Below are 26,403 nucleotides of genomic sequence, written 5' to 3'. Positions count from 1 at the left end.
TGCCTTCCTTTATGCCTGCACCAGGGGTCCCGGATTTTTCAGATACTGCTCGCGGATCGCCTTCGCTGACCAGTAGGCCAGCGCGGCCACCGTGCCGGTTGGGTTGTAGCCCAGCCCCTGCGGGAACGCGGAGGCGCCGATGACGAAGACGTTATGCACATCCCAGCTTTGCAGATAACGGTTAACGGCGCTGGTTTTCGGATCTTCCCCCATCACCGCCCCGCCGTTCATATGGGTGGTCTGGTAGGTGGTGGTATCAAAGTGGCTGTTGGCGTTTTTCGGGCTGCCGAGGATATATTTCGGCTTCATCGCTTTAGCGATCGGCGCCATCTTATCGAACATAAACTGCGCCATCTTGATGTCGTTTTCCTGCCAGTCAAAGGTCATGCGCAGCAGCGGCTGGCCAAAGACGTTTTTGTAGTTCGGATCAAGATCGAGGTAGTTCTGCCGATAGGACTGGTGCGCGCCATGGGCATCCATCGACAGGTGATGGGTGTAGGTGTCGGCCACCGCCGCTTTCCATTTGCTGCCCCACGCCGGGGTGCCCGGCGGCACCGGGAAACCGGAGATGGGCTTGGTGCCGGCCTGGTTGACCCAGAACGGCGAACCGCCGACAAAGCCCGCTGCGCCGTGGTCGAAGTTGTCGGCGTTGAAGTCGTCGACGCCGACGCCGTTGCCGCCCGCGCCGATAAACGGGTTGGTATAGGTGTCTTTGTCGAAAATGGCCTTGATGGTGGTCATGTTCTGGTAGGCGAAGTTACGCCCCACCACCCCTTCGCCGGTCTCCGGATTGTAGGGTTTGCCGATCCCGGAGAGCAGCATCAGGTGCACGTTGTGGAACTGGAAGGCGCCAATAATCACCAGGTCCGCCGGCTGTTCCATTTCGCGCCCCTGGCCGTCGACGTAGGTCACGCCGGTGGCGCGGGATTTGTCGTCGGTCAGGTTCACCTTCAGCACGTTGGCGTTAGTCCGCAGCTCAAAGCGTTTTTCCTGGCGCAGCGCCGGCAGGATGTTCACGTTCGGCGAGGCTTTGGAGTACATGTAGCAGGCGTAGCCGCTGCAGAAACCGCAGAAGTTGCACGGGCCCATCTGCGCGCCGTAGGGGTTGGTATAGGAGTCGGAAGTGTTGGCCGATGGCAGGTTATAGGGGTGATACCCCACTTCCAGCGCTGCTTTTTCAAACAGCTGCGCCGACCAGGTGTTTTTCTGCGCCGGCAGCGGGAAGTCGTCCGAGCGGTCCGGGGCGAAGGCGTTGCCCCCGCGGCCTTTGCCGACGACCTTGCCTTTGATCGACCAGGCGGTCCCGGAGGTGCCGAACACTTTTTCCGCTTTATCAAAGAACGGTTCCAGCTCGTCGTAGGTGACGCCGAAATCCTGGATGATCATATCCTGAGGAATGAAGTTTTTGCCGTAGCGTTCTTCATAGTGGCTGCGCATCCGCAGCTCAATGGGATCGACGCGGAAATGAACGCCGGACCAGTGCAGCCCGGCGCCGCCCACGCCGGTACCCGGCAGGAAGGCCGCCAGCTGGCGATACGGCACCGCCTGCTGGCTGGTGTTATGCCGGATGGTGACGGTGCTTTTCGACAGATCCTGGAACAGCTTGCGGCGGATGTTGTAGGTCAGCTCATCAATCACCTGCGGATAGGCGCCGTCCGGCCAGGTGTCGCGCATCGGGCCGCGCTCCAGCGCGACGACGTTAAGCCCGGCTTCGGTCAGCTCTTTGGCCATGATCGCCCCAACCCAGCCGAAGCCGACGATCGCGACATCGGTTTTTTTCAATACGGTGGCCATGATTACGCCCTCTCCCCATTAATTGATACCGGCGGGAAGGGGTAGCGTTCGCCCCGTTCAACCCAGTCCATAAAGTCGGCGCGCGCGCCGGGAAAATTAATCAGCGTCCAGCCGACCATGCCTTTGTTCCCGCCATGGATCGGGTCGCTGAAGAACCCTTCGCGGGTGTTTTGCAGCAGATAGGTGAAGAACAGCGAGGCCGGCAGCTGTTTGAACTCGGCTTTGCCGGATTCCCACAGGCCGAGCGCCTCGTCCTGCTGCTCGCTGCTCAGTTCAGCGAAGGTTTTATGATATTTGTCCTGACACCAGCCCTCGGCGTCGGCGATCCCGAGGTTATAGATCTGTTTGGGCACCAGCGGCAGCTGATAGCCCATCTCTTTCGGCACGTCGGGATTAAAGGGACCCTGCATATACCAGATGGAGCCGGTGGCGTAAGGGGTATTGAGCTGACGGTCTATAAACTCCGGCACGCCGGCCTCTTTGGCGCCGGGACCGAGTTCATCCGCCGGGATTAAGCGAGCGACGGCGGCGTTGATAAACACCCACTCACGATCGTTGAAGAACTGCGGCTTCCAGTCGCTGGCCGCCGCGGTGTTCCCGGAGGCTGGCTCTGAAGCGGGGGCCGCCTGCGCGGTGGCGCTGGTGGCCACGCCAATGGCACCAGCTCCCGCGCCGCCAATCACTACCGTCGGGATCAGCGCCATCGATTTTACCAGGAATTCACGCCTGGAATTGTTGGTTTTCTCGCTCGACATCATCACATTCCTGTCATTGAAAATTACTGTTTTTGTCGCTGACAAAACCAGTGAATGTCGTGCTGGAACCGATACCATTGCGCTTTTAAACCGCTTAGCGTCTGGCCCGGCCCGGCAAGTCGGATAAAACATCGCCAGAGGCGATATCATTTATAGGGTTATCGTTTGGATAGTAGACGATTCTCAACGAAACGCGGGAAATCAGAGAGAAATTCACCGGACTGTCATCGTGAGAAGGGTGCTGCCATAACCTTGAGGCGGTGAACCGGCGGCGTTCACACCGCGCTGAGCTTACCCATGCACCCAAAAAGAGTGACTTGTATCACAAATGTTATTTTTTGTTTATGGTACATGGCAGATTAAACGTCTGTAAACACTCGTATTAGGAATAATTAAACATTTTGAGCTGTTAAAAAAGTTAATAACCGTTGTTAACTATTTTACATCTGTTTTCCAGCTAACGCGTTCAGCTGGCGATATCCCGTCCACAGGAGAGGAGAAGATATGTTCGATCATGTGAAATTCGGCGTCAGCGACTATGCCGCCAGCAAAGCGTTCTTTTTACAGGCCCTGGCCCCGCTTGGCGTAACGCTGGTCGGCGAAGGTGAACCAGCCTACGGCGCAGAGCTGGCCGGCAGCGGGGATGCTTCTCTATGCCTCTATCAAAGTGCGGAAAAACCGGCGCCGCTGCACATTGCCTTTCGCGCCGACAGCCGCGAGCAGGTCGATGCCTTCTGGCAGGCGGCGCTGGCCGCCGGAGGAAAGGACAACGGCGCGCCGGGGTTACGACCAAACTACCACGCCAGTTATTACGCCGCGTTTGTGATTGCGCCAGACGGGCACAATATTGAAGCCGTGTGCCATCTGGCGGGGTAAGCTGAGCGGAAGAAAATCCCCACGTCCGTGGGAAGCTCTGAGGGTACGGATGTGTCGGATTCAGCTGACCGGCTCAATGAGGGCGGACAACAGTCCGTTGAAGTGGGTATGCGACTCAATGACATAATCCGAGGAGACTTTATCGCGGATTTCGAAACGGTCATCTGTGAAGCTGTAGACAATCACGGACATGCCCTCTTCACCAATCACTACTTTGCCATTGAGGTTCGGATCGACATAGATTTCGTTAATACGCGTCTCAAAGTTTCGAACAAAGATATTCGACCATGCAGGTTTACCGTTCTCTGCCTGCACCAGGCTGTACAATGTCATGCCATTGTACTCACCCCCATCCATAATATTGAACATATCAGCGTAGTCCGGCCGACTAATCAATAGTCGTTGAATATCCTCATAGACCCTTCTTTTCTTGTCCTCCCATTCAACAGGCGCGACTTTGTGCATTAAATCTGCCATGACGTCTGGGTCTACAGGGTCGGCTACGGGATAATTACCTTCAACCATCAGCGACTTCAGGTTACCAATCGTGAAATAGCGCTTTAGCTGGGCGGGGAATAAAACTGGCATTGCGATTGTTTTTCCTTTCTCGTCGCAAAACTCGACCAGATAGCCAGTTGTTGGCGCATTAAAAACCATCACAATCGTACCAAGCGTTCCTTTTACCAGCCCTTCATTCGGTAAATCCTCACCTAAAACCACAACGTCTAATTCGGCTCTTTTCATTTTAATTTCCTTATCAAACGAAAACAGGCCCCACACGTGTGGTGAAGACCCGAACAGGGAACCGGAGAATTTTCTTTTTTAGACACACCCCCACACAGGTGGGGAAGACAGCCCATATACTCTGACAAAACCATGCTTAACAGAAACACCCCCACGCATGTGGGGAAGACAAACAGATGCACTCGTTCCTCGCCTGACAACTAGAAACACCCCCACGCATGTGGGGAAGACACCAGCATATTGTGTTTAGCGGCGTATTAAAACACCAGATTTACGACAATTGCACTCCGCAGGGATTCCGCATCAACATCACATTCATCAAACGAAAAAGTATGCCCCAATATCATCACCGTCGACTTGCTGCAGACCAGGACCGGTCTACCCTACTCGCCTGCCCGACCGGCAGCCGAGGGCAAAGCGCTTTTGTCATGCCCGGAACGTACCGCGTCATTTTGGCGCTTGCCTTCCGTGGCTTCGCGAAGTTACCGCTGCGGAAAAATCCACACATCTTCCGCCGGGAGCGTCAGATGGCAGTGTTCGGCATCGCGCAGCGCCGTTCCGTAGGCGCGCAGCGGAAAGTCATCGCCTTCGGTACGGAACAGGTACTCCCAGCGGTCGCCGAGGTACATGCTGGTCAGCAGCGGTAGCTGGAGGCTGTTATCCTGCGCCGCGCCGTCCAGACGCAGGCGCTCGACGCGGATCACCGCCGTCGCCGGCTCGCCGACGCTAACCCCCTCGCCCGCTCGCCCCCACAGGCTCCAGCTGGCGCCTTCGATCCGCGCCCTGCCGTTCTCCAGCGCCATCACCTTGCCGTGCAGGCGGTTATTGCTGCCCATAAACTCGGCAGCGAACAGCGTCGCCGGGCTGCCGTACATCTCCTGCGGCGTTCCCTGTTGCTCAATGACGCCATTGTTCAGTAGCAGAATACGATCGGAGATGGCCATCGCTTCATTCTGATCGTGGGTGACCATCAGCGCCGACAGGCCCAGCTTGATGATCAGCTCGCGCAGAAACACCCGCGCCTCTTCGCGCAGCTTGGCGTCAAGGTTAGAGAGCGGTTCATCCAGCAGGATCACCGGCGGGTTGTAGACCAGCGCCCGGCCGATGGCCACCCGCTGCTGCTGGCCGCCGGAGAGCTGGTGCGGATGGCGGTTGCCAAGATGCCCCAGCCCCAGCTGATCCAGCACACGCTGCACCCGCTCTTTTATCTCCCCGGCGGCCACTTTACGCAGCTTCAGCGGATAGGCCACGTTGTCGAACACCGTTTTGTGCGGCCACAGAGCATAGGACTGAAAGACCAGGCCCAGGTTACGCTCTTCGGCCGGGATTTCGCTGCGCGGCGTGCCGTCGTACACCGTGCGATTGCCAATGGCGATTCGTCCGCTCGTCGGTTTTTCCAGCCCGGCCACCGCCCGCAGCAGCGTGGTTTTGCCGCTTCCCGACGGCCCCAGCAGCGACACCACCTCTCCCCGGCCGAGCGTCATCGACACCCCCTTCAGCACCGGGTTGTCGCCATAGGTGAGATGCAGATTTTCTACCGATAACTCAATCATGTAATTTCACTCCAAAGCGCAGGGCGATACCCAGGCCAATCACCACCAGCAGAATATTGATAAAGGAGAGCGCCGCGACGATATCGATGGCCCCCGCCGCCCACAGCGACACCAGCATCGAGCCGATGGTTTCGGTACCCGGCGACAGCAGATAGACGCCGGTGGAATACTCGCGCTCAAAGATCAGGAACATCAGCAGCCAGGAGCCAATCAGCCCATAGCGCGACAGCGGGACGGTCACGTGGCGGGTGATCTGCCCCCGCGAGGCGCCGGTGCTGCGCGCCGCCTCCTCCAGCTCCGGGCCCACCTGCAGCAACGTCGAGGAGATGAGTCGCAGACCGTAGGCCATCCACACCACGGTATAGGCCAGCCAGACGCTGAAGATGGTGTTGCGCAGAGCGCGCAGCTGCACAATAACGTGCTCCCGCAGCCAGTCGGCCACCGGCAGCGCCGAGAACCAGCCGTGCTTCAGCGACTGATCGAGCCACATCGGCACAAACAGGAATACCCACAGGAAGGCCAGACCGGCCAGCAGCCCCGGTACCGCGCGCGGGACCAGCACGCTGTAGTCGAGAAAGCGGGTGACGTTGTCCGCTTTGCGATGCATGGCGATGCCGACAAACAGATAGCAGATCACCGCCAGCGCGCCGCCGACGATGCCGATAGCCATCGAGTTGACGATCGCCCGCAGCAGGTTGGGCTGCTGCCAGATATTATGGAACGTCGCCAGCGACAGCTCATCCCACAGCGACACGCCGACGCCCCAGTTGGAGATAAAGGCGCGCAGCGCCACGCCGAGCAGCGGTACACCAATGGTCACCGTCAGCCAGGCCACCACCACCGCCCCGGCGACCCAGCGCCATTTGCCCAGCGGCAGCGCCCGCGCCTGCGACGCCTTGCCCTTCATGGTGACAAAGCGGTTGGCGGTGCGCATCAGTCGCCGCTGGAGCATTACCAGCGGGATGGTGATGCAGATCAGCACCACTGCCACCGCCGCCATCAGATGGTAGGAGGGGGTGCCGAGCTTGTTGGTCAGCTTATAGAGATAGGTCGCCAGCACCATGTTGCCCTCGGGGTCGCCCAGCACCAGCATCAGACCGAAGACTTCCAGACCGAGGAAAAAGAGCAGCACACAGGCGTAAAGAATGGACGGCCGCACCATCGGCAGACTCACCGAGGTCATCACCTGCAGCGGCGTGGCGCCGACGGTGCGCGCCGCCTCTTCCACGTCCGAACCGACGCTGCGCAGCGCCGAGGAGATATAGAGATAGGCGTGCGGCACGTGGGTTAAGCCGGCGATAACCACAATGCTGAACATCGAGTAGATATTCCACGGCACAAAACCGATCAGCTGCTGCGCCCACTGGGAAAAGAAGCCCACCGGCCCGGCGGCCACCACGTAGCCAAAGCCCAGCACCATCGGCGAAACGAAAATCGGCACCAGGATCAGCGGCTCAATGAACCGCCGGCCGGGTAAATCGGTGCGCACCATCAGAAACGCCAAAATACCGCCCAGCGGAATGGCGATAATCACCAGGCCAAAGGCGAGAATAAAACCGGATCTTAATGCCAGATAAAAATCCGGGTCGGTAAAAATAAAGGCGAAGGCTTCCAGACTCCAGGATTTGGAGCGGGAAAAGAATGGCGCCGAGAGAAAACTCTGCACCACAATAAATAACAGCGGGACGTAAATCACCAGCGCCGTGATGCACACCACCACGCCGCGCGGCAGCCCCTGCCACTTTCTGCGTAATACATTCATGGTTCATCCCTTTGGTCAGGAGAAAAAACCCGCCGGGTGTGAATAAGGGGCATCGGCGACGCCCCGGGGGAGGATTATTTCGCGGCGGCGCTGCGCCATTGTTTAATAAACTGCAGGCGTTTTTGCGGCTGTAAATAATCGAGCAGCGTTTCGTTGACCGGGATCGGTTTTAACGCTTTGCCCAGCAGCGCGGTCATGCCGTCGATATCATTTTTACCTTCAATATCGCGACGAATAGAGGGAATATCCGCCTGGCTGGCGAGGATCTGCTGGCCTTTTTCCGACAAGACATAATCCAGCCACAATTTCGCCGCATTGGGATGTTCGCTCTCCTGGCTAATAAACGAGACGCGGGAGAGCACCAGCACGTAATCTTTCGGATAGGAAATGCCTAAAGAGGGATCGTTTTTCGCCCGCGCTTCGGCATAGGAGCCCAGAATGTTATAGCCGATCAGATTTTCGCCAGAGGAGACGCGCTCCATCATCGTGCCGGTGGAAGACTGCACCGTCAGGCCGCCTTTGGCAATATTCGCCAGGTCGGTAAAATAGTTCGCGTCGGCCTGGCTGTCCTGCACCGCCAGCATAAAGCCGAGGCCCGATTTTTCGATATCGTAAGTGGTGACTTTGCCTTTAAATTTATCGGCCTGGCTGGCGATAAGTTTTGCCAGCGCGGTATGCGAATCCGGGACCTCATTCTGCGGGATCAGGCGTTTGTTATAGATAAACACCACCGGCTCGTAGGTGGTGCCATAGGCTTTCTGCTGCCAGACCGCCCAGTCGGGTAATTGCTTCACCTCCGGCGAGGCATATTGCTCCGCGTATTCGGTAGCTAATTTCAGCGCGGTATCCATCGACGAGCTCCACACCACGTCCCCGCTGCCGCCCCCGGCGGCCTGCTCGCTGATATAACGGTTATACAGCTCGGTGCTGTTCATGTCGTTATATTCGACTTTTACGCCCGGATATTGTGCTTCGAATCCTTTAATTAACGGCCCGGCCGCTTTGGTATCGGTAGTGGAATAGATCACCACCTTGCCCTCTTTGACGGCGGCATCCACTGTTTTTTGATAATCCGCCGGATAGCCCGCAGGCACCTCCGCCCAGGCGGCACAGGCGAAAACGGCCGTCAGTGAAACCACTAAACCACTTATTTTCTTATACATGATACCAACCTTTAATCATCAATTAATAAACACAAATTTAACATATAGTGGTATCAGCTCCCCTTGCAACGACGGGGATGGCTTTTTTCTGGCTTTTGTGACACTGGCAGAATTTAAAAATGTGGTGTTTATGGCGTTAATTAAAACGCGATCCCGGCCGGGTTTTTTATCGCCTGGCGTCGGACTCCGGCGTAGACGCAGTGACGTTCCGCCGTGCGCTCCCGCCCTTGACCTTCTGCGCCGGGCGGCGCAGCATAAAACGGCAAACATAACAAAATAACAACAGACTACAGGAGAGAATCAGTGCCAACAGGACACCGCTTTCTGGCGACGGATCTGCATCAGTTTGTCGTCTCACTGTTTACCCATCTCGGCAGTACCCCGGGGGAAGCTACCCTCGTCGCGGACCACCTGATCGCCGCCAACCTGGCCGGGCATGACTCCCACGGCGTTGGGATGATCCCCAGCTACGTCAAATCCCAAGCCGGTGGTTTTCTGCAGCTCAACCGCCACGCCACGGTGACCAAAGACGCCGGCGCCGTGGTCACCCTCGACGGCAACGCTGGCTTCGGCCAGGTGGTCGCCCACGAGGCGATGCAGTTAGGCATTGAAAAGGCGAAGCAGCACGGTATGGCGGCTATCGCCCTGCGCAATGCGCATCACGTCGGGCGCATCGGTTACTGGGCCGAACAGTGCGCTGCCGCGGGGCTGATCTCCATTCATTTCGTCAGCGTCATCGGCGACCCGATGGTCGCCCCGTTCCGCGGGAAGGACAGCCGCTTCGGCACCAACCCGCTGTGCGTGGTATTTCCCCGCGCGGGCCATCCGCCGCTGCTGCTGGACTACGCCACCAGCGCCATCGCCTTTGGTAAAACCCGCGTCGCCTGGCATAAAGGCGAAGCCGTGGCCCCCGGCTGCCTGATTGACGCCGAGGGTCGACCCACTACCGACCCGGCGGTGATGCAGACCTCGCCGCTGGGCGCCCTGCTCACCTTCGCCCAGCACAAAGGCTATGCCCTGGCGACGCTGTGCGAAGTGCTCGGCGGCGCACTTTCCGGGGGGCAAACCACCCATCAGGAGAGCCTGCAGACCAGCGTTGACGCCATCTTTAACTGCATGACCACAGTGATCCTGCGCCCGGACGCATTCGATGCCCCGGACAGCCAGGCGCAGACGGAGGCCTTTATCGCATGGTGTAAGCAGTCACCGCACGATCCCGATGCCCCGGTACTGGCGCCCGGCGAATGGGAGGCCGCCAACCGCGAAACGCGGCTGGCGCAGGGGATCCCGCTGGATGCCGGCAGCTGGCAGGCTATCTGCACCGCCGCGCGCGACGTCGGCCTGAGCGAATCGCATTTCGACCGCTGCCGCCCTCTCGCCTAGCAACGTGTTACCCCGCAGAGCGTCTGACGTCGGCGCTCTGCGTCATCGTCATTAGTGACGAGGTCATGCTCCCGTCATCTCAATTCTTTTAATTTTCACATATAAATCAACAAGTTAAATTCTGGCACAAGACCTGCATAGCGCAACAGGCCTGGGTCTGCATCACCACCAGGCGATACCGCGATCGTTGCCCGTCGGGCCCGGCGCGACAGCGATACTCAGTTCACTGTTAACAGGTCTGTTACTGATGAAAAAAATCACGAGCGTGTGCCCCTACTGCGGGGCGGGTTGCAAACTTAAACTGGTTGTCGACAACAATAAAATCATTCGCGCGGAAGCCGCCGACGGCGTCACCAACCAGAACCAGCTGTGCCTGAAAGGCTACTACGGCTGGGATTTTCTTAACGACACGCAGCTCCTGACGCCCCGTCTTAAACAACCGATGATCCGCTACCAGAAAGGCGGCGCCTTGACGCCGGTCAGCTGGCAGGAGGCGATTCGCTACACCGCCAGCAAGCTCAGGGAGATCAAAGAGAAGCATGGCCCGCGCGCCATCATGACCACCGGCTCCTCGCGCGGCACCGGCAACGAAACCAACTATGTGATGCAAAAGTTCGCCCGCGCGGTGCTGAATACCAATAACGTCGACTGCTGCGCCCGCGTCTGCCACGGCCCCTCCGTCGCCGGGCTGCAGCAGGCGCTGGGTAACGGGGCGATGAGCAACTCGATTAGCGACATCGAAAACTCGAAGTGCCTGCTGGTTTTTGGCTACAACTGTGCCGACTCCCATCCCATCGTCGCCCGCCGGGTAATCAAGGCCCGGGACAACGGCGCCAAAATCATCGTCTGCGATCCGCGGCGCATTGAAACCGCGCGCATTGCCGACCGTCATCTGCAGCTCAACAATGGCAGCAACATGGCGCTGGTAAATGCCTTCGGCTATGTGCTGCTGGAGGAAGAGCTGTACAACAAAACCTATGTCGAACGCTATACCGAAGGGCTGGATGCTTACCGCGAGGCGGTGAAGGATTACGCCCCGGAAGCGGTGGAAGGGATTGTTGGGGTCAGCGCGCGGGAAATCCGGGAGGCGATGCGCATGTTCGCCGCCGCCCCATCCGCCACCATTATGTGGGGCATGGGGGTTACTCAGTTTGGCCAGGCGGTGGACGTGGTGCGCGGCCTGGCAAGCCTGGCGCTGCTTACTGGCAACCTGGGACGGCCTAACGTCGGCGTGGGGCCGGTCCGCGGGCAAAACAACGTACAGGGCGCCTGCGATATGGGCGTGCTGCCGAACCTGTTTCCCGGCTATCAGGAGGTCACCGACCCCGCCGTGCGGGCGAAATTCGCCGCCGCCTGGGGTGTCGACCCGGCGCTGATGGATGACCAGGTCGGCACCCGCATCACCGAGGTGCCGCATAAAGCACTGACCGGCGAGATCAAAGCCTACTACATCATGGGTGAAGATCCGCTGCAGACTGAAGCCGACCTCGGCCTGGTGCGCAAAGGCCTCGAGGCGCTGGACTTCGTGGTCGTGCAGGACATTTTCATGACCAAAACAGCGGAAATGGCCGATGTCCTGCTGCCGGCCACCTCCTGGGGCGAGCACGGCGGCGTCTTCACTTGCGCCGACCGCGGGTTCCAGCGGTTTGAACAGGCGATCCCTCCGGCCGGGAATGTGAAGCGCGACTGGGAGATCATTAGCCTGCTGGCCAGCGAAATGGGCTATCCGATGCACTATGAGAACAACCAGCAGATCTGGGACGAGATGCGCGAACTCTGTCCGCTGTTCTACGGCGTGACCTGGGAGAAAATGGGCGATATGGGCCATGTTCAGTGGCCGTGCCCAACCCTCGACCACCCCGGCACGCCGTGGCTGTATAAAGACAACCGCTTCGATACCCCATCGGGTAAAGGGCAGCTGTTCGCCACCGCCTGGCGCGCGCCGGCGGAGCGTCCGGATGACGAGTGGCCGCTGGTGCTCTGCACCGTGCGGGAAGTCGGGCATTATTCCTGCCGCTCGATGACCGGCAACTGCGCCGCGCTGCAGTCGCTGGCCGACGAGCCGGGACGGGTGCAGATGAATCCCGCGGATGCGCAACGACTGGGGATCGCCGACAAACAACTGGTGTGGGTCAGTTCCCGGCGCGGGAAGGTGATCTCCCGTGCCGACCTCAGCGATCGCATTAACCCGGGGGCGGTCTATATGACCTATCAGTGGTGGGTGGGCGCCTGCAATGAGCTGACCCAGGATAACCTCGATCCGATCTCCAAAACGCCGGAAACCAAATACTGTGCGGTGAAAGTGGAAGCGATTGCCGACCAGCAATGGGCAGAGCGCTATGCCTGGACGGCCTACAGCGACATGAAAGCACGACTGAAAGCCGCTGCCGACGTCTGACCTCAGGGAGCGCGCCGCGCTCCCTCTGCCGCTGCCGGTGGGTTATGCCGCCGGCAGCTGTTTCTCCACCAGCCCCACCCACATGGCCACCCCGGGGCCGATCAGCGCATCGTTAAAGTCATAGCTGGCGTTATGCAGCGGCTTCGACGGAGTTTCGCCGTCGGTACCTATCCAGAAATAGGCCCCCGGACAGGCCTCCAGCATGCAGGCAAAATCTTCGGAGGCCATCGACGGCGCCTGATTCCAGCGCACCGCTTGCGCGCCGAGGGTGGCGACGGCCACGTCGCGCACCTGCTGCGCCTGCAGCGCATGGTTTTTGGTCACCGGATAACCCGGGAACCAGCTAATCTCGCCCTGAACATCGGACACCTGCGGCTGGGTCGCCACATAGCGCTCGATGAGCTCCCGCACGCGGGCGCGAACGCGATTGCTCAGGCAGCGGAAGGTACCGCGCAGCACCACGGTGTCCGGCAGGACGTTGATCGCCTCGCCGCCGTTTATCTGGGTGATGCTGACCACCGCGGAATCCTGCGGCGACAAGCGGCGGGAAGGAATAGTCTGCAGCGCCATTATCAGCTGCGCCGCCGCGACGATCGGATCGGCCCCGCTCTCCGGCATCGCCGCATGACAGCTCTTTCCGCGCAGGGTGATTTCGAAGGCGTCCAGCGAGGCCATCATCGCGCCATCGCTGAGCGCCACTTCGCCAAGCGGGATCCCCGGCCAGTTATGCAGCGCGTAAATGGCGTCCATCGGGAAGCGCTCAAACAACCCCTCTTCCACCATTTTGCGCGCGCCGCCGAGGTTTTCTTCCGCTGGCTGGAAGACAAAGTGGACGGTGCCGCTGAAATGACGGGTCTGCGCCAGATGGGCGGCGGCCGCCAGCAGCATCGCGGTATGGCCGTCGTGGCCGCAGGCGTGCATCACCCCAGGGCGACGCGAACAGTAGCTGACGCTCCCCAGCTCGGTGATTGGCAGGGCGTCCATATCGGCGCGCAGGCCAATGACCGGCCCGGGGCCGTTTTCCAGCGTCGCCACGACGCCGGTGCCGGCCAGCCCGCGGTGAACCTGTAGCCCAAATGAGGCCAGCAGCTCCGCAACGCGGCGCGAGGTCTCCTGCTCCTGATATCCGAGCTCAGGCGCGGCGTGGAACTCACGTCGCCAGCTAACGGCTTCGGCGATCAGTGACGGCGATACGGCCATGTATTACTCCTTTCCTGCATAGCGTAATGCTGAATAATCGGTCATGCGTCGCGTTTTTACCCGTCGCTCACCGGCGTCGGGGCGCTGCCGCTCCCTCCGTTATATCCTGTCGTTAACACGCTGACAACGTCACGAAATGCGGTGGCGGCGCGGCGTACAGCCCACCTGTCGCCCTGCGGCCCTTTTTTGGTAGTGATTTCAACGGTGACAACGGCCAGGCGATTAATTATTATGCAACTCAGGACGGCAATTTGCCGAAGGATCCACTACTGACCTCGCCGTAATCGGAAATAAAATGTTTAACCCAGACCAGAATCGTCTTGCCCCCACGCTGGCGATGATCATGGCCGCGTCGCTCGTGGGATTTATCACCGGCTATACGGTGCCGTTAATCAGTCTTGAGCTGGCGCAGCAGCAGATCGCGCCGCTGTACGTCGGCCTGCTGGCCGCCCTGCCGCCCGCCGGCATGATGATCTCCTCTTTCCTCTCTCCTGCGCTATGCCGGCGCGTTGAAATGGGCGTGCTGCTGAGCGGCAGTCTGATCCTGCTGGCGCTGGCGACCATCGCCTCATGCATGACTACCGATATGACGCTGCTTTTGCTGCCGCGCCTGCTGACCGGCCTGGCCTCCGGGGTCATTATCGTACTCGGCGAAAGCTGGATCACCGGCGGCGCGGCGGGCAGCCAGCGCGCTACCCTCACCGGTCTCTACGCCTCGGCCTTTACCGGCTGCCAGCTGGCCGGGCCGCTGCTGATCTCCGTCGGCCCCGCCTGGCAAACCTCAGCGCTGATAGCGATTGTCGCGGTCACCGCCGTCTGCCTGTTGATGCTGCGCCATCTGCCCACCGGTACTCGTGAAAGCCTCGGGGAGCGCGCCAGCTGGCGCAGCCTCGGCGCCTTCCTGCCGGTACTGGCCTCCGGGGTCTTCTGCTTCGCCTTCTTTGACGCCAGCATCCTCGCCCTGCTGCCGCTGTACGGCATGGACAAAGGGCTTAATGAAGGAATGGCGGTGCTGCTGGTGACTGTGGTACTTACCGGGGATGCGATGTTCCAGACCCCGCTCGGCTGGCTGGCCGACCGGGTCGGGATTCGCCGCGTGCATCTGAGCTGCGCGGTGGTTTTCAGCCTGTCGCTGCTGGCCCTGCCGCTGATGCTCGGCTCGCGCATTCAGCTGATGGCCATTTGCCTGCTGCTGGGCGCCGCGGCGGGGGCGCTTTATACCCTGTCGCTGGTGCGGGCGGGGAAAACCTTCAATGGGCAGAAGCTGATTATGATTAACGCCCTGTTCGGCTTTTTCTGGTCCGCCGGCAGCGTCGCCGGGCCGGTGGTCAGCGGCATGCTGATCGGCATCACTGGTTACGATGGCCTGATCGCCACCCTGGTGGCCAGCGGCGTGCTGTTCCTGTTGATTCAGTGTCTGTGCAAAAACGAGAAAACCCTGCTTGCCAGTGAGCAGGAAGATGACATGGACGAGGCGACGGAGTCCGCACGGTAGTCCTGACGGGCTGGCCTGGCGCCAGCCCTTTTTTATGGCCCTCAGCTGAGGGTATCCTGTTTTTGCTGGCTAACGGTTGTTAACCATTGCCGGCCCCCCAGCCGAGAGGAAATCCCATGGAAAGTAATACCTTACATCGCGGCAGATTGATCGATCATATTCTGCTGGTTGTCGAAGACTTTGCGGCAAGCAAAAACTTCTATACCGCCGTACTGTCGGCGCTGGAGATCCCGGTTATCACCACCGCCAATGAATACTTGCTGGCCGACGAACTGGTGGTGGCCTCACGCCACAGCCCGGAGGCTGCCGGGAAACTGACAGGACGCCACCATCTGGCATTCCAGGCCAGAGATCGTGACATGGTGGACGCTTTTTACCATGCGGCACTGACCCATGGCGGACGTGATAACGGCGTGCCTGGCGAACGACACTATCATCCTGGTTACTATGCCGCTTTTGTGCTGGATCCGCAGGGAAATAATATTGAGGCGGTGTACCATGGCGAGGCTGAGCGCAGCGCCGGGTCTGTTGCGATCAGCTTCACGCAGTAAGCGGGCGAAAGTCACATTTTCTTACCTGCGCAATTCCCATAATAAATGTGGGTGTTATCATTTCCTTAATGAATAATTCATACCCATAGCTGAGGCGTCGATGCTGGAAAACCTAATCATCTGATAATCAGACTTCCGACCATGACTGGCCGGACTGATTATCACTGCGCTGAAATCGAATGCGGACACTGGCGAGTGTTCGCCTGTTTTGCCCATGATGATGACACAGGTTTCCCGGTATGAATGTTTCCCCTCAGGAGCAAGCGACTTTATTCATTCTCGTCCCCTGCGGACAAACGCTCCACATCCACGCGATGGCAGCGAGCCCCCTCCCTCGCACAAGCAACGTCACCCCCAGCCAGTTAACCCGGTGCGTATCCCTCTGCCATGCTCGATCACTCCCTCTGCATGCCGTTGCGTTGCCTTACCCAATGACAATCGCCAGGCGAATTTTATCTTTCGGTTTGTCATTCCGCGGCCAGCCTGTGACGACAGCCGCAAGGGATCCACATCAACCAGGCCCCGATACCAGGGAAACCGTCAACGTCCAGGGAGTCTTCGCGTATGAAATTAGCATTGGGACCGTACATCCGTTTTAGCAGAATCTTGTTATTTCCGCTGGCGATGGTTATCTATGATTTTTCTGCCTATCTGACTACCGATCTCATTCAACCGGGTATTATCCACATCATCCGGGAATTTAAGGCTGATGTTGCGTTAGCCCCGGCCTCTGTCAGCCTCTATTTAGCCGGGGGGCTGGCATTACAGTGGCTGCTGGGGCCGCTCTCCGACCGCATTGGTCGCCGCCCCGTACTACTGACCGGCGCCATCATCTTTGCTTTGGCCTGCTTCAGCATGATCTTTGTCACGTCGATTGATCACTATCTTATCGCCCGTTTTATCCAGGGAACCAGTATCTGCTTCATTTCGACAGTCGGTTATGTCTCCATCCAGGAGGCTTTTGATGAAAAAGAGTCTATCCGCATTATGGCAGCGCTGACATCCATCGTTTTGCTGGCGCCGGTAATCGGGCCCCTGGCGGGCGCTGGCCTGATGAATTTCCTGCACTGGAAGTTATTGTTTGCGATCATCGGCGCCATGAGCTTGCTGGCCTGGGCGTTACTGATTTTTAACATGCCAGAGACGGTCACCTCTCAGGGCCGGGGATTTCGTCCGGGCGAGGTATTTTCCGAGTTTGTCCGCGCCTTTAAACAGCCGGTGGTGCTCACGGGCGCGCTGGCGTTGTCATTCAGTAACCTGCCGATAATCACCTGGGTAGCACTCTCTCCGGTGATCCTGATCGATGACGGCGGGATGTCGCGCGGCGCCTATGCCTGGACCCAGGTGCCTGTCTTTGGCGGCGTCATTATTGCCAGCATCATCGTGGCCCGTTTTATTAAGGATCCGACCTCTCCCCGCTTTATCTGGCGCACTATCCCGATACAGCTGACCGGGTTGTTGGTATTACTGGCGGGAAATATTGCATGGCCCCATACCTGGTGGTGGTCCGTTTCAGGAACGAGTCTCTATGCCCTCGGAACAGGCCTGTTGTTCCCCGTATTATTCCGTTTTGCGCTTTTTTCCCACGCCCTACCGAAAGGAACGGTTTCAGCCACCATCAACATTGTGGCGCTCAGTTTTATGGCGGCCTCGGTGGAAGTAGCGCGCTGGGTTTACTTCCAGGCTGGCGGCAGAATTGCTTTTCACTGCCTGGCGCTGATCGCGGGAATCGTCGTCATCATGCTGGTCTCGCGCTTGTTAAAACTCCGGCAACAACATCTCCTTCAGCTAGCCTGAAGGTTTACGCCTTTTTACCCGCAACAGGAGGACATCATGTTTTCATACATTATGCTGGGAACGAACGATCTGCCACGCGCCATAAAGTTCTATGATCCGTTAATGGCATTGCTGGGGCACGTCAAAGCCGGCCGTAACGAACAGGGGGCGTCCTGGGGCACCTTCAACAGCAATCACACCTGTGGGCTGTGCGTGGGCGTTCCTTTTGACCAGCAGCCTGCCGGGGTGGGCAATGGAACGATGGTGGCGCTTAACGCCCGCTCCGTCGCACATATTGCGGAACTGCATGCCCTCGCCTTGCAACTCGGCGGAGGTGACGAAGGCGGTCCCGGTCACCGGCCGCAGTATGGCAACGGCTTTCACAGCGCCTACGTCCGCGATCCCGACGGCAATAAGCTGGCGTTTGTTTATTATGCGTCGGCAGCTTGAATGGCTGCAGCGGAGGTGGCTTTTGCAGGCGGTAATAAGGGAGTCAGGACGGCGAGCTTCGCCGTCCTTATTTCATTGAGAATAACGAAAACCGCGGCTAAAGCGCTGCGGCTTCTCTCTCTGACGAGTTATCTACCGCGAAGTGATAACGTAATCCGGCGTCGCGCATACAGCGTTTCCGCCGCCAGCTGAAAATGATATTCCATCGCCTTCAGCTTTTTCGTCTTGAGCTGTTTTAATGGAATACCCTCGATATACCCTGTCGCGACCAACCACCGGATTTCAGCCGTACTCAGCTTGAGCTGTTTTTTCAGTATTGATAGCAGGCTGATGCGAAATGGCTGACTGACTCTGACGCGCACCGTTATCCGCGGGCACGCCATCAGCGTCACCGACCATTGCTCCTGAATACGAAAATTGGGTTGCCCCGACGGCTCGGCGCGGTTGCGCTTCAGCGTCGCGAGGTCAGCGGCATAATAGTGAACCATGGCTGCATCGTTCTGCATCAGGCGTTGAAGCAGTTCACGGTTTATCTTGCTGACGTGCAGCCTGGAAAACAGGGCGATATTCCACGTGTAATCGCAGTGCGTGCATTTATAGATGCTCCAGATATCCAGCAGCTTCTTTTGCGAATTCACCCGGATGGCGCCGGAAGGCGCGAAGTCGCGTTTTACATTGCAGGCGGGGCAGCGTTTAGCAATATGCTGATACCCCACGGGCGTGACCGTCCATGTAACTGTCATAACGTACCTTTTTTAACCCATACGAAACCGAGTCCGTCATTAACGGACCATGATTTTTGGCGTATGAAAAATAGTTAATCGCTATTTTTCAGTGGGTTAAAAAAAGATTTCCAACGTTATTTTCCTGGATAAGCCCAAAGCGATACCCGGAGATTAACAAAGGAGTCGTCGCGGGATATATGAGTTCAGTCAATATTTATACTGATGATGAAAAACATCATCAATATATCTGACAACGCTCAGCGGGCTGGCATCGCGCCAGCCCGCTCTGTTTACAGCACCTTGCTGAGAAACGCGGCGGTGCGCGGGTTGGTCGGCGTGGTAAAGATCTGCCCCGGCTTGCCCTCTTCCTGAATCACGCCCTGGTCGATGAAGATCACCCGGTCGGCTACTTCGCGGGCAAAGCCCATTTCGTGGGTCACGATCACCATCGTCATCCCCTCGCTGGCGAGATTTTTCATCACCTCCAGCACGTCCCCCACCAGCTCCGGATCCAGCGCCGAAGTGGGCTCATCGAACAGCATAATCGACGGCTTCATCGCCAGCGCGCGGGCGATAGCTACCCGCTGCTGCTGGCCGCCGGACAGGCTCGAGGGCCAGGCGTCGCGCTTATCGCTTAAGCCCACCTTCGCCAGCAAGGCTTCCGCCAGGTCGACTGCCTGCTGGCGCGGCATATTGCGCAGATTCATCGGCGCCATGATTAGGTTTTCCAGCACCGTCATGTGCGGGAACAGGTTAAAGCGCTGGAATACCATGCCGACGCTTTCGCGCATCTTGTTCAGGTCGGTGGTCCGGTCGTGGGCGGCAAAGCCGTTAACCACCACCTCGCCTTCGCTGACCGTCTCCAGGGCGTTCATGCAGCGCAGGAAGGTACTTTTCCCCGAGCCGGACGGGCCGATGATGCACACCACTTCCTGCGGTTTGATATCGCAGCTGATGCCGCGCAGCACGTGGCTGTCGCCGAAGCGCTTATGTAAGTTATTAATGTGAATCACTTTTGCCAAACCTCTTTTCCAGACGGTTAACCAGCTGCGCCAGCAGGAAGGTGATCACCCAGTAGACCAGGGAGATGGTCAGGTAGGGTTCCCAGTAGGTGGCGTAGGCGCCGGAGACGGTACGCGCGGCATAGGCCAGATCGGCCAGGCCAATCGCCGAGGCCAGCGACGAGTCTTTGACAATGGCGATGGCGTTGTTGCCCAGCGGCGGCAGAATGCGGCGAAACGCCTGCGGGAGGATCACCTTGCGCATGGTTTTCCACCACGGCATGCCCAGCGCGCGGGAGGCCTCCATCTGCCCTTTGTCGATCGACTGGATGCCGGCGCGGAAAATCTCCGACACATAGGCTCCGGCGTTAAGGGTGATCGCTACGATGCAGGAGAGGAACGCCCCGTAGCTGGCGCGCAGTTCGCGGGCAAAGTCAGCGCTCATCAGGCCGCTGGTCACCAGCAGGCCGTCGCGCGGGTTGATAAACAGCGGCACCAGCGCAAAGTGCACCACCATAATCTGCACGAACAGCGGCGTACCGCGGAAGGCGCTAACGTAAAAGCGCACCGGAAACTGCACCAGGTAGCGGAGGATATATTTCCACGGCCCGTGCTCGGCCTTCGCCATCCGCCCGAGACCGAGAGTTAACCCCCACAGCGTCCCGAGGATCACGCAGATAATGGTACATTTAATCGTCATCAGGGCGCCGTCCACAAACAGCGGGCCGTACTCCTCGATGATCTCCCAACGGAATCCCGTCATAGTCCTTCCCTAAAAAATACGGCTATCGCCTGGGCGATAGCCGTGGTCACTGAAAAAAGTGGATTATTGCGCTGGCAGCGTCGGCACGTTGTCGTCGAACCAGGTTTTATAGATGTTGGCGTAAGTCCCGTCAGCAACAATCTTTTGCAGCCCGGCGTTGATTTTGCCCAGCAGTTCGCTGTTGCCTTTCGCCACCGCAATACCGAAATACTGACGCTCAAATTTGGCATCCGGCACCAGCTTGAACTGCTTCTCCGGGTGCTGTTTGATGTAGTACTTCACCACCCCGACGTCGCCAACCGCGGCGCTGACGCCGTCCTCAAACAGCTCCTGGAGCATCAGCGGGGTGTTGTCGAAGCGCTTGATCGCGGTGCTGTTTTTGCCCAGCACCTCAGACACCACAATATCGCCGGTGCTGGAGTTCACCACCCCGACCTTCTCGTTTTTCAGTGCCGCGAGCGAATCCACCTGCGAGTCCTGGGCGACGACGATAGACTGCTCGGCCGGGAAGTACGGCGCGGAGAAATCGACCATCTGTTTGCGTTTATCGGTGATGGTGATCCCGGAGATGATGATATCGCGGTCGCCGGTGTTCAGCGTGGCGAAGATGCCTTCCCATGGGGTATTGACCAGCTTGACGTCAAAGCCTTCGGCTTTGGCGATAGCCTTGATGATGTCGATATCGAAACCTTCCAGCTGTTTCTGGCTGTTTTCAAATTCAAACGGCCGGTAGGTGCCGCCGGAGCCGACGGTATAGGTTTCCGCAGCCGCCTGTCCGGCTACCGTCAGCGCGGCCATCATGCAACACGCTTTGAGCAAATTCTTGACCATGAGATTTCCTTTTTATGCATTTATTTTGCATAAAAATACACACACTGACTTTTGTATGCAACCGGAAACCTTCCCGTTGGTGAATTATCTTCTCAATGGCCCCGTTTACCGCCGGATTTCCCGATAGCCCGGTGCAGGTCGTTGATTCGTTTCAGGGATTTCACCGTCTTTTGTGGCGTGGTGGAGGCAACCGACAGAACAATCATCTCCAGACAGACCAACACCGTACCGTGCAGCGGCATTCTGGTGCTGTCCCCGCCGCGCGGGACGTCGATCACCACCTGCGCCTCCTGGCTGAAGCGCGAATCCACCGCCTGGGTCAGCAGGATGGTCGGGATACCCAGCCGCTTGGCCTCGCGCAGGGTGGTCATCCCTTCGCGATGCGGAGATTTTTGCCCCATCATGATCAACACATCGCCGCGCTGTAGGCCGATAAGCTGCTCGGCGAGGCTAAAGCCCGTGCGGTTCATCACATACGCCGGCAGGCCAATGCGGCTGAACAGCCGGGCGGTGTACTCGGCGAGGATCCCCGAGGCGCCGATGCCGAAGATCCCTACCTGTCGCGCGTCGCTAAGCAATGCCACCGCCTGGGCCACCGCCGCACGGTTGTCGGCCCGCGACAGTGCTTCGCAGACCCTCTGATGGCCTTCAAGCACAAAATCAATACTGGAGTTGACGTCGCTGGCGAGCGCCGTGACCGTCGAGCGCATCTTTTCCGCCGAGGTGACCGAGGTGCCGAACCAGCGCTCCATGGTCTGCTTAAGCTCGCGCAGCCCAGCGAAGCCCAACGCCTGGATGGCGCGCACCACCGTGGCGTCGGAGGTCTGGGTCGCTGTGGCGATCTCCATCGCCGTATGCTCCAGCACCACCTCGCGGTTGTCGTTGATATAGCTGACCACGGCCCGCAGCCGGGGGGAGAGCTGGTTCGCCCGGGCGCGATAGCGTTCGCCGAACAGGTCGACCCGTCCTTTCTCTTTTTTTACCGCACTTTTCATTTGGCCTCCGCCGGGATCGGCCTGCCGGCAATATGCGACTGCACCTGGGCCACCATCAGGGACAGCGCGGCGTAGGAGTTGGAGATCACCTCTTCCCGCGGCAGCAAAACATAGTGCCCGGTGCGGCAGGCGCGCATAAAGTCGCACCAGCCGGGCATCACGCCTTCCATCGCCTGTAGCTCATCCTGCGGCTTACCGCCAGTATCCGACCGCCAGGTGGCGAAGACAAAATCGGCGTCCAGCTCCGGCAGCTGTTCCGCGCTGACGTCAATGCGCTGGCCATCGGGGATCCGCTCAATCAGTGGCGGAAAGCGGAAACCGGCATCGCGCAGCACCCGGCCCAGCGCATGATACGAATGATGCACCGTGACCTTGCCGTTGTTTGCCTGGATCACCGAGACGGTGTACTGAGAAGGGTTGACCATCGCTTTCAGCTGCGTGATTTGCTCCTGATAGCGGCGCTCGAGGATCGCCAACCGCGGCTGGGTGCCGGTCAGCTGCGCCAGCTTGCGGTAAATCTCCGGGGCACTGCCCTGCAGATGGTCGATGCTCACCGTCGGGGCAATCTTCGCCAGTTGCTCCACTGACACGTGGCGGCTGGGCTCAGTGATGATCAGATCCGGCTTTGCGGCGGCTACCGCTTCCAGATCGATATCAGCGGTGCCAATAAAGCGGATATCGCTGTTATCGAAATCCACACCGGTGAGCTGGGCGCTGGATCGCAGGTAGTGGCTACCGTCCGGGCGCGTCCGGCCGTGGCTGGCGATCGGCGGCGCTCCAAGCTCAATCAGCGGAATGGTAATATCGAGATCGTGCATCGAAACGATACGTTGCGGATGCAGCGGCACGGTGACCGTACGGCCTAAATCATCGGTGAAAGTTTGAGTTTGTGGGGCGGCGGCGCTGACGGCCCCCGACAGCAACAGCAGTAATGAGACGAACCAACGCATACTACCTTCCTGGTTAAAGGGCATCACGGCGACGCCAGAGCAAGACAACAAAGAATGGGCAGCCCACCAGGGCAATGACTATCCCCGCCGGGATCTGCAGCGGGGCAAACGCCAGCCGGCCAAGGGTATCGGTCACCAGCACCAGCAAGGCGCCAATCAGCGCGCTGCCGCACAGCAGCGATACCTGGCCGCCGCGCAGCACGAAACGCGCCATATGCGGCGCCATCAGGCCCACAAAGCCCAGACTGCCGACGCAGGAGACGCTGGCCGAGGTCAGCAGCACCGGCGCGAAAAAGCGCAGCACCGTCAGCTGCTGCAGACGTACGCCTAGGCCGATGGCGGTCCGGTCGCCGAGCAGCGCTACGTCCGCCGCCCGGGCGGTACAGAGCAGGATGATGGCCCCGGGCAGCGCCCAGCAAACGGCCACCGCCAGCAGCGGCCAGGTGGCAGCCTGCAGGCTGCCCGCCAGCCAGATCATCGCCGTCTGCACGTCGCGAACGTCGGCGGTGGTCATAAAGATGCCGACCGCGGCCGCCAGGCTCCAGGAGACGCCGATGCCAATTAAAATAAAGCGCGGCCGCGAGCAGTCGCGCGCCAGCGTCAGGACCAGCAGGGCCACCGCCACGCCGCCGACCATCCCCGCCAGTGGCCGCCAGACCAGGCCTACCGCCGGGAAAAACAGCACCAGCGCCAGGACTACGATGCTGGCCCCCTCTTTGACGCCGATCAGCCCCGGATCGGCCAGACCGTTGCGGGTGATGCTCTGCATCGCCGCGCCGGCCAGCCCCAGCATCGCCCCGCACAGCAACGCCATCAGGATCCGCGGCAGGCGGATATCAAACAGAATAAAGCGCGGCTGCTCGCCCATCTCCTGCGGCGCCAGCAGAGCCCGCGCCAGCGTCGATGCGGGCAGCGGATAGCTGCCGCGGCTAAGGCTATACAGCCCGAGCGCCAGCAGCATCAGCACTATGCTGGCGGCAATTTTAAGCGCCGCAGGACGCAGCAGCAGCTGGCGGGAGGCGAAAGCCAGCGGCCGAAAACCGGCCCGGTGAACGGCGCGCGTCATTTAAAAAACCTCGCGGCGATAAAGATAAACAGCGGCGCGCCCACCAGAGCGGTCATCGCTCCGGTGGCCAGCTCCTGCGGCGCGACCAGCGTCCGGGCGGCGATATCCGCCAGCACCAGCGCCAGCGCCCCCACCGGCGCAGCCAGGGGCAGCGCCAGGCGGATATCTTCCGTCACCAGACGGCGCACCACGTGCGGCACCACCAGCCCGACGAAGCCGATCGGCCCGGCCACCGCCACCGCCGCGCCGCACAACAGCGCAATCGCCAGCAGGCCCAGCAGCCGCGTCTGGACGAGACTAACGCCAAGGCCCAGCGCCACCTTATCCCCCAGCGCCAGCACGTTGAGGCGTGGGGCAATGAGCAGCGCGACACCAAGGCCGATCAGCGCCGGGACCAGCGCCGTCTGCAGCGTGCTCCAGTTCAGCCCGGCCAGATCGCCCGCCAGCCAGGTGCGCATCGCCAGCAGCGTCTGTTCATCGAGAATTAATATCGCCGCCGTCACCGCCGACGCAAACCCTGACAGCGCCACTCCGCACAACGTGATGCGCAGCGGCGTCGCCCCGCCGCGCCCGGCAGAGGCCAGCGCCATCACCCCGCCGAACAGCAGCCCCGCGCCGCAGGCGGCGGTCAGCGGGCGCCCGGCGGGGACAGCGCCGAAGGACAGGCCCAGCGCCGAGGTCGCCACCACCGCCAGCGAAGCGCCGGCGTTAAGGCCAAGAATATGCGGCTCGCCCAGCGGGTTACGGATCACCGTCTGCAGCAGCAGCCCGGCGACGCCCAATGCCGCGCCGGTTAGCAGCGCCGCCGCCAGCCGCACCAGGCGCAGATCGACGATAATCCGCTGGTCGAAATTGCGCGGATTGTACTCCAGCAGCGCCTGCAGCACCGTCTGTGGGGCGATCCAGCGGGCGCCTAAGCCAAGATGCACCAGCGAGGCGGCGATAAGCAGCAGCGTTAGCAGCAAGAGCGCCAGTCGGGGGCGGGCATAACGCCGCGCGGCGTACAGAACGGCGGCGCTCATGCGTCAACAGCCTGGCGGGCGCGAAACGGCATAAAGAAGGGTTTGCCGGTTTGCGGGTTAATCGACATCTGCACGTCAACGTCAAACACGCGTTTAATCAGCGCAGGGCTACAGACATCGTTGTCGCGAATCGTGCCGACAATGCGCCCCTGTTTAAGGAATACCAGCAGATCGGCGTAGTTCACCGCAAAGTTAAGGTCATGGAGCACTGTCACCACCGTGCGACCATGTTCGCGGGTGAGAGTCTGGAGCAGCTCGAGGATATCGACCTGATAGCGCAGATCGAGCCAGGTGGTCGGCTCATCGAGCAAAATGGTCGCCGTTTGCTGGGCCAGCGCCATGGCGATCCAGCAGCGCTGACGCTGGCCGCCGGAGAGGCTGTCCACCGGCAGATGGGCGAATTCAGCGGTACCGGTTAAACGCAGCGCCTCCTCCACCGCCTGCTCATCGGCCTCGGACCACTGGCGCATCAGCCCCTGCCATGGGTAGCGCCCGCGCGAGACCAGCTCGAAAACCGTTAACCCTTCCGGGGTCAGCGGCGATTGCGGCAGGATGCCCAGCTGGCGCGAGACGGCCTTCGTCGGCATCTGGTGAATGGCTTGCCCGTCCAGACGCACGCAGCCGCCGAGGGGTTTCAGCATTCTGGCGATGGTCGAGAGCAGCGTGGATTTACCGGAGCCGTTCGCCCCGGCCAGCACCGTCATTTTGCCGGTGGGAATGGTCAGGTTGATATCGTCAACGATCAGGGTCTGGCCGTAGCCGGCCGACAGGGCTTCCAGTACGAGCCCCTGCTCTGCAGGTTTTACCCGCTGTGGCATAACTCTCTCCTGCGCCGCAGCGTTCCAGGCCATCGCTGAACACTCTGCAGTCAAATCAAAATAAATCTCATTCTCTTTTGATCATGACGGGGATGGTTGTAGTAGTCAATACTCGCCATCGTCATCAGTCGGTCGCGATGACTACAGCGAGATCGTGCAAAATAAAAGCCTATAAAAGCATTAAATATCAATAAACTAACAATATACCTTCCTTTCAAAAAGTCGTGATAACCTCACCATTTTCCACCGCCAATTTTTTATCTTACATAACGTTTACTACTACATTTCTTCATGATTGAATGATTCTCAATTACACATCTGAAGGCGCGTTC

At 59.5% G+C, this 26,403-nt stretch carries 22 protein-coding genes and 1 pseudogene; 7 read left to right on the top strand and 16 right to left on the bottom strand.

Annotated features, from left to right (window positions below):
- Nucleotides 1-9 precede the first annotated feature (9 nt).
- Together LGL98_RS10505 and LGL98_RS10500 are read right to left on the bottom strand one after the other, a co-directional pair.
- Entirely contained in the window at nucleotides 10-1,794 is a 1,785-nt protein-coding gene (locus LGL98_RS10505; protein ID WP_002908285.1) for a GMC family oxidoreductase, read from the bottom strand.
- Between the two features lie 2 nt (nucleotides 1,795-1,796).
- The gene (locus LGL98_RS10500; RefSeq protein WP_168435325.1) at nucleotides 1,797-2,552 is read right to left on the bottom strand and encodes a gluconate 2-dehydrogenase subunit 3 family protein; all 756 of its coding nucleotides are present in this window, start codon (nucleotides 2,550-2,552) and stop codon (nucleotides 1,797-1,799) included.
- 501 nt (nucleotides 2,553-3,053) lie between these two features.
- Between LGL98_RS10500 and LGL98_RS10495 the strand changes: the two genes are divergently transcribed.
- Entirely contained in the window at nucleotides 3,054-3,425 is a 372-nt protein-coding gene (locus tag LGL98_RS10495; protein ID WP_136032423.1) for a VOC family protein, read from the top strand.
- Nucleotides 3,426-3,485: 60 nt separating this feature from the next.
- Here LGL98_RS10495 and LGL98_RS10490 read toward each other — a convergent pair whose 3' ends face one another.
- From LGL98_RS10490 to LGL98_RS10475, 4 genes are all read right to left on the bottom strand, one after another.
- Nucleotides 3,486-4,169, bottom strand: coding sequence for a YrhA family protein (locus LGL98_RS10490; RefSeq protein ID WP_136032421.1), 684 nt, complete (start codon nucleotides 4,167-4,169; stop codon nucleotides 3,486-3,488).
- Nucleotides 4,170-4,651: 482 nt separating this feature from the next.
- Nucleotides 4,652-5,722: an ABC transporter ATP-binding protein gene (locus LGL98_RS10485; RefSeq protein ID WP_002908292.1), complete on the bottom strand. Its 1,071-nt coding sequence runs from the start codon at nucleotides 5,720-5,722 to the stop codon at nucleotides 4,652-4,654.
- A complete protein-coding gene (locus tag LGL98_RS10480; protein ID WP_136032419.1) occupies nucleotides 5,715-7,484 on the bottom strand; it encodes an ABC transporter permease in 1,770 nt (589 codons plus the stop codon). Before LGL98_RS10480 ends, LGL98_RS10485 begins: the two co-directional genes overlap by 8 nt.
- Nucleotides 7,485-7,558: 74 nt before the next feature.
- A complete protein-coding gene (locus LGL98_RS10475; RefSeq protein WP_136032417.1) occupies nucleotides 7,559-8,647 on the bottom strand; it encodes an ABC transporter substrate-binding protein in 1,089 nt (362 codons plus the stop codon).
- Nucleotides 8,648-8,950: 303 nt separating this feature from the next.
- Between LGL98_RS10475 and LGL98_RS10470 the strand changes: the two genes are divergently transcribed.
- Together LGL98_RS10470 and fdhF are read left to right on the top strand one after the other, a co-directional pair.
- Nucleotides 8,951-10,030, top strand: coding sequence for a malate/lactate/ureidoglycolate dehydrogenase (locus LGL98_RS10470; protein WP_136032415.1), 1,080 nt, complete (start codon nucleotides 8,951-8,953; stop codon nucleotides 10,028-10,030).
- 247 nt (nucleotides 10,031-10,277) lie between these two features.
- Entirely contained in the window at nucleotides 10,278-12,428 is a 2,151-nt protein-coding gene (gene fdhF, locus LGL98_RS10465) for a formate dehydrogenase subunit alpha (RefSeq protein ID WP_136032413.1), read from the top strand.
- A gap of 42 nt (nucleotides 12,429-12,470) precedes the next feature.
- Here fdhF and LGL98_RS10460 read toward each other — a convergent pair whose 3' ends face one another.
- On the bottom strand, nucleotides 12,471-13,628 hold the full coding sequence (locus tag LGL98_RS10460) for a M20 aminoacylase family protein (protein WP_136032412.1): 1,158 nt from the start codon (nucleotides 13,626-13,628) through the stop codon (nucleotides 12,471-12,473).
- A 295-nt stretch (nucleotides 13,629-13,923) separates the two neighbouring features.
- On the opposite strand from LGL98_RS10460, the gene LGL98_RS10455 reads away from it, so the two are divergent.
- From LGL98_RS10455 to LGL98_RS10440, 4 genes are all read left to right on the top strand, one after another.
- Entirely contained in the window at nucleotides 13,924-15,123 is a 1,200-nt protein-coding gene (locus LGL98_RS10455) for an MFS transporter (RefSeq protein ID WP_136032410.1), read from the top strand.
- A gap of 116 nt (nucleotides 15,124-15,239) precedes the next feature.
- Nucleotides 15,240-15,674, top strand: a complete 435-nt coding sequence (locus LGL98_RS10450) for a VOC family protein (RefSeq protein ID WP_136032408.1) — start codon at nucleotides 15,240-15,242, stop codon at nucleotides 15,672-15,674.
- Nucleotides 15,675-16,238: 564 nt separating this feature from the next.
- Complete coding sequence (locus tag LGL98_RS10445) at nucleotides 16,239-17,471, top strand: MFS transporter (RefSeq protein WP_136032406.1); 1,233 nt, start codon at nucleotides 16,239-16,241, stop codon at nucleotides 17,469-17,471.
- Nucleotides 17,472-17,507: 36 nt separating this feature from the next.
- A complete protein-coding gene (locus tag LGL98_RS10440; protein WP_136032405.1) occupies nucleotides 17,508-17,900 on the top strand; it encodes a VOC family protein in 393 nt (130 codons plus the stop codon).
- Nucleotides 17,901-18,028: 128 nt separating this feature from the next.
- Here LGL98_RS10440 and LGL98_RS10435 read toward each other — a convergent pair whose 3' ends face one another.
- From LGL98_RS10435 to LGL98_RS10395, 9 genes and pseudogenes are all read right to left on the bottom strand, one after another.
- Entirely contained in the window at nucleotides 18,029-18,616 is a 588-nt protein-coding gene (locus tag LGL98_RS10435; RefSeq protein WP_168435342.1) for a DUF1062 domain-containing protein, read from the bottom strand.
- Nucleotides 18,617-18,915: 299 nt separating this feature from the next.
- Nucleotides 18,916-19,638, bottom strand: a complete 723-nt coding sequence (locus tag LGL98_RS10430) for an amino acid ABC transporter ATP-binding protein (protein ID WP_136032856.1) — start codon at nucleotides 19,636-19,638, stop codon at nucleotides 18,916-18,918.
- A complete protein-coding gene (locus LGL98_RS10425; protein WP_004151161.1) occupies nucleotides 19,625-20,389 on the bottom strand; it encodes an amino acid ABC transporter permease in 765 nt (254 codons plus the stop codon). The genes LGL98_RS10430 and LGL98_RS10425 overlap by 14 nt, the downstream gene beginning before the upstream one ends.
- Nucleotides 20,390-20,452: 63 nt before the next feature.
- Nucleotides 20,453-21,220 carry a basic amino acid ABC transporter substrate-binding protein gene (locus tag LGL98_RS10420; RefSeq protein ID WP_136032401.1) on the bottom strand — a complete coding sequence of 256 codons (768 nt, stop codon included), beginning with the start codon at nucleotides 21,218-21,220 and terminating at the stop codon, nucleotides 20,453-20,455.
- Between the two features lie 92 nt (nucleotides 21,221-21,312).
- Nucleotides 21,313-22,246, bottom strand: a pseudogene (locus LGL98_RS10415) (MurR/RpiR family transcriptional regulator).
- Complete coding sequence (locus LGL98_RS10410) at nucleotides 22,212-23,189, bottom strand: ABC transporter substrate-binding protein (protein ID WP_168435341.1); 978 nt, start codon at nucleotides 23,187-23,189, stop codon at nucleotides 22,212-22,214. The pseudogene LGL98_RS10415 and the gene LGL98_RS10410 overlap by 35 nt, the downstream one beginning before the upstream one ends.
- Complete coding sequence (locus LGL98_RS10405) at nucleotides 23,179-24,231, bottom strand: FecCD family ABC transporter permease (RefSeq protein ID WP_136032395.1); 1,053 nt, start codon at nucleotides 24,229-24,231, stop codon at nucleotides 23,179-23,181. The genes LGL98_RS10410 and LGL98_RS10405 overlap by 11 nt, the downstream gene beginning before the upstream one ends.
- Entirely contained in the window at nucleotides 24,228-25,253 is a 1,026-nt protein-coding gene (locus tag LGL98_RS10400; RefSeq protein ID WP_136032393.1) for a FecCD family ABC transporter permease, read from the bottom strand. Before LGL98_RS10400 ends, LGL98_RS10405 begins: the two co-directional genes overlap by 4 nt.
- Nucleotides 25,250-26,071, bottom strand: coding sequence for an ABC transporter ATP-binding protein (locus LGL98_RS10395; RefSeq protein ID WP_136032391.1), 822 nt, complete (start codon nucleotides 26,069-26,071; stop codon nucleotides 25,250-25,252). The genes LGL98_RS10400 and LGL98_RS10395 overlap by 4 nt, the downstream gene beginning before the upstream one ends.
- Nucleotides 26,072-26,403: the final 332 nt, after the last annotated feature.

Origin of the sequence: Klebsiella africana (assembly GCF_020526085.1) — a bacterium.
In the GTDB taxonomy this organism is placed as follows: Bacteria; Pseudomonadota; Gammaproteobacteria; order Enterobacterales; family Enterobacteriaceae; genus Klebsiella; species Klebsiella africana.
The sequence above is the reverse complement of the archived record's forward strand: the minus strand, read 5'-3'. Positions and strand labels throughout refer to the sequence as shown.